The sequence below is a fragment of the Mesorhizobium sp. M1A.F.Ca.ET.072.01.1.1 genome (assembly GCF_004023325.1).
Classification (GTDB): Bacteria; Pseudomonadota; Alphaproteobacteria; order Rhizobiales; family Rhizobiaceae; genus Mesorhizobium.
This window is the reverse complement of sequence record NZ_RZSF01000495.1, coordinates 1-3,544: the sequence shown is the minus strand read 5'-3', so window position 1 is coordinate 3,544 and position 3,544 is coordinate 1. Positions and strand designations below refer to the sequence as shown.

At 56.2% G+C, this 3,544-nt stretch carries 3 protein-coding genes and 1 pseudogene; 1 reads left to right on the top strand and 3 read right to left on the bottom strand.

Annotated elements, in window-relative coordinates:
* Window positions 1–215: 215 nt before the first annotated feature.
* From EOA32_RS34940 to EOA32_RS34930, 3 genes are all read right to left on the bottom strand, one after another.
* A complete protein-coding gene (locus EOA32_RS34940) occupies window positions 216–920 on the bottom strand; it encodes a hypothetical protein (RefSeq protein WP_128374123.1) in 705 nt (234 codons plus the stop codon).
* 92 nt (window positions 921–1,012) lie between these two features.
* Window positions 1,013–1,441, bottom strand: a complete 429-nt coding sequence (locus tag EOA32_RS34935) for an H-NS family nucleoid-associated regulatory protein (RefSeq protein ID WP_189407634.1) — start codon at window positions 1,439–1,441, stop codon at window positions 1,013–1,015.
* 296 nt (window positions 1,442–1,737) lie between these two features.
* Window positions 1,738–2,550 carry a hypothetical protein gene (locus EOA32_RS34930; protein ID WP_128374121.1) on the bottom strand — a complete coding sequence of 271 codons (813 nt, stop codon included), beginning with the start codon at window positions 2,548–2,550 and terminating at the stop codon, window positions 1,738–1,740.
* A gap of 355 nt (window positions 2,551–2,905) precedes the next feature.
* Between EOA32_RS34930 and EOA32_RS34925 the strand changes: the two are divergent.
* Window positions 2,906–3,544, top strand: a pseudogene (locus EOA32_RS34925) (toll/interleukin-1 receptor domain-containing protein); the annotation flags it as partial.

The window sequence follows — 3,544 nt, the reverse complement described above, 5'->3', positions numbered from 1 at the left end:
GGACACTGTGCGCGCTTAGTATCTAGTGGCGGTGATATAGGCTCCGGGCCATGCCCGGGCAAGGCGCGTCAACGGCAAGCTTCAAGTTTATTTTCGTCCCCGGGGCGTCTTGCGCCGCTCCAGGGCGAACGTCTCAGGCTACTGTGGATACGCGCTGGCATCACCCCTGGGCAGCTCTACGCCGGTGCCTACCGCTCCAATCCCTAAAGGGGAGTTTATTGCAGAGAATACCGTCGGGCATCTTTAATCGACTCCCAGGAGTCGGACCCGTCACATATGACGTTTACATGGTTCTCAGATGCCTTGATTTCCGCCGCGTTTGGCCACCTTTTCAAAAAGGCGTCGGCGAACTGATTACCTGCCGATGCACCGCCCGCAGGATCCGCAAATGCCAGAAAGAAGCCATAGCTCTGAAGCGAGACCATCCGAATGATTTTGCTCCCGAGATGAGGAATGTTAACAATCGCTAGGCCAGCCCGATTAAGACGCGGCTCCCAGATTTGTGGAACCTCATCGCCCCCCAGGGCCGCGCGCTCGTTTGGCGGAATCGGCGCCGGATGGGCGAGTTGCAGAAACATCCTGACCGATCGCCCAAGTTGGTTGTCCTCGCCACGAATATAGGGGAGGACTGCTTTCAATGCGAAGGTGTCGCGCGCGTTGTGAATACGCGCCGAGTTGTAGGCCATTTTCAGCATCCAGCGTTTCAGCATGTGAAAATCGTAGGTGAATCTCACCTGTTCGTAACGCTGGCGAATGATGGAAAACTGCCCGTCAAAGAGCTGGCAGATATAAGAATCCAAATCGGACATGAAGCCATTGTCGCACACGCGGCACACGTCCTTGATGGTGGGGTCGTCAACCACCGCTTTCTCAATACGCCTCAGCCAGAAGACCTGGCTGACTTTATTGGCCTCAACCATTCGCCGGTGAAGCGATTTTGGGAAAAGATGCTCTCGCGTCCGCGGCTCGGACGTTGGTCCACAATACGCGCACTCCCAAATAGCCATAGAGGCTACGCTGCGAATTGTTCGCGGTTGCGGCCCTCGGCCTCGTAAGCAGCCAGCCATTTCGGTGTGGCCCCACGGCCCGTCCACGTATTCCCCTTGTCGTCCTTGTACTTCACCGCGGGCTTGGCGCGTGTTTTGCCGTTGCCCCTCTCGTCGCCAGCCTTGGCCGGGCCTTTATTCCGGCTCACCGCTTTGATGGTAGTGTCTGGCTTTGCGGCGCCTCCGCTGCGGGCAGGGCTACCGCGTCCGACGAGGATTGGGCCGTCAGGCGTGGCGCCCAGCGACATCAACTCCGCCTGCAATTCCTTGATACGTGCTTCCTTGCGGTCAATCAGATGTTTGCCGACATGGGTGTGAAGCTGGGTAAGTTCATCCAGTGAAAGTGCTGACAGGTCGGCTAGGTTCGAGTTTTTGAAGAAGGGTAGCTTGGCCATGATTAAGGCTCCTGAGACGAGGACTCCCTGAGAGGCTAATCCTTTTGGCTGGAGAGTCATGCACGGCGATCATGACCTGCCGACCATGTTCCTTAGACAGCGTCCTGAGCAAGGCCGCGAAGTGGGCTACCGCTAAGATCACTTCCAGATCCTCGTACGCAAGAAAAGACGTTCAAAAACGGACACGCTCGTGGCTGGTTGGCGAGAAGCTTCCAGCTAGAGATACCGTGACTTAACATTCGCCGAGATGTCTGCTCTTAGGTTGGTTAGATCCGAGGTGAGGCGGAACCAGATGGTCAGGTCCCGAGCAGCTTGCGGAATTGATCTACCTCACTTGCCAGTTCGTTATCGATTTTCTTGAAGGTCTCTAAGAGGTAAAGGCAGCTTTTCGCTCGAAAGTAGTCGTAGTTCCGGTCCATACTGGACTGTACCCCCACGATCTTCAAGGCGTCATCGGGCGTCCAAAGCTGCCCTGCGTTCTGGCAGAATTCCCATATCGAAGCACCGCTAGTACCTCGGAGATGCGGCGTGTCCATCGGCTTTCCGTCTGCCCTTAGACCATCGCGGCCATAAGCAAAAAACAGGTCCAGATCGGGGCTTACGGGCTTATCAGCCTTGGCTGGAATATTGTCGCAGCGATCAGTCTCCAAGATGAAAAGGGTGCTTCCCACAAGAGCTGGATGGGGTCGCTTTCCCAAATCTGACGGGTAGCCAGACAGAGCGAACGAACCCCTTTTCGACGCGAGCTTCATCGAATTGAATGTGTGAATTCGCCACCCGGCTTGGATCCGGGCAATAGCGTCAGGTGAAAGGATTTCAACGATTGCTATGTCGATGCTCTCATTCTTTGGTTTCGTAACAGTGATCCGGCCAAGTGTTTGCGGGTCTCGATCGCCGTCAGGGCTTCTAGGTATGCAAAGGTCTTCAGGCCGAACATCATCGAAGATATGTCGGGCTGTGACGAAAAACAGACGTCCGGCAACACCAAACAATGTTCCTGTGCCTACCTGATCGATCGCGTCATCTTTTAATGCTTGGATGATCGGGACGGTGACAGATTTCAGGAATGCTTGGATTGAAGCTGTCACTTCTGATGATTGCCCGAACATTTTTGGCTCCATGCCGAATCGAATTGATGGCGGCCAGCCTGACACAAAAATGAACCTTCGCACTACGACTAGGCGTGCCTCAACTATGACCCTGAGCATCCGCTAACGGATTGGGCTGCCCGATTAGATCAAGCAGGCGTTGTAGTCAGGCGCATGATGCGATCGGAAAAACGTTTTCGAGGTAGGATTGGCGGTTTGACCACATCGCCTGTGAAAGCGAGTTTATCTTTTTGTTAGTAAGGCTTAGGCGCGGCGCAATTGTGCCCACGGTTGCTTGACTACCTAGGAAATGGGCAGTCAATCTGGGCGCATGGCTTATGATTTCTCGAGTCTGTCTCATAACGAGTTTGAGGACTTGGCCCGCGACCTCGTAGGTCGCGAGATCGGCAAGCGTTTCGAGGCCTTTCCCGAGGGACCGGACGACGCGATGGACGGGCGACACGCCCTCGCCGACGGCGATATTGTGCTGCAGGCAAAGCACTATCACCGATCGGGTTTCTCGGCGCTGAAATCCAAGATGAAGAGCGAGCGGACGGCCATCGATGGCCTGGCACCCTCGCGCTATATCCTCGTCACGTCGGCTTCGCTCACGCCAAAAAACAAAACGGCATTGGCGGAGATCGTCGGGCCTGCGCTGCAAGGTCCCGGCGACATATTCGGGCCTGGCGATCTCAACGCGCTGCTGCGCAAGTATCCGGAGATCGAGACAGCTCATCAGAAGCTCTGGGCGCAAAGCACCCCCGTTCTGAAATCGGTGATCAAGGAAGCGTTCGAAGAAGCGCTCGGAAAGCCGGGACCGGTACCTGCTGTCCTCGCCAATCTGCTGCCGCCGGCGCAAGGGACCACGCCTGGCGCAGGTGCCGCGCCAGCGGTGCGCGACACGATCTTTCTGCTCAAGGCCACGCCGATCGACGACGAATTTGCGCTGTGGCTTGGCCCCAAGCTCGAGGCCGAAGGTTATCGCGTTTTCGCCGACATCCTGACGCTGCAGCCG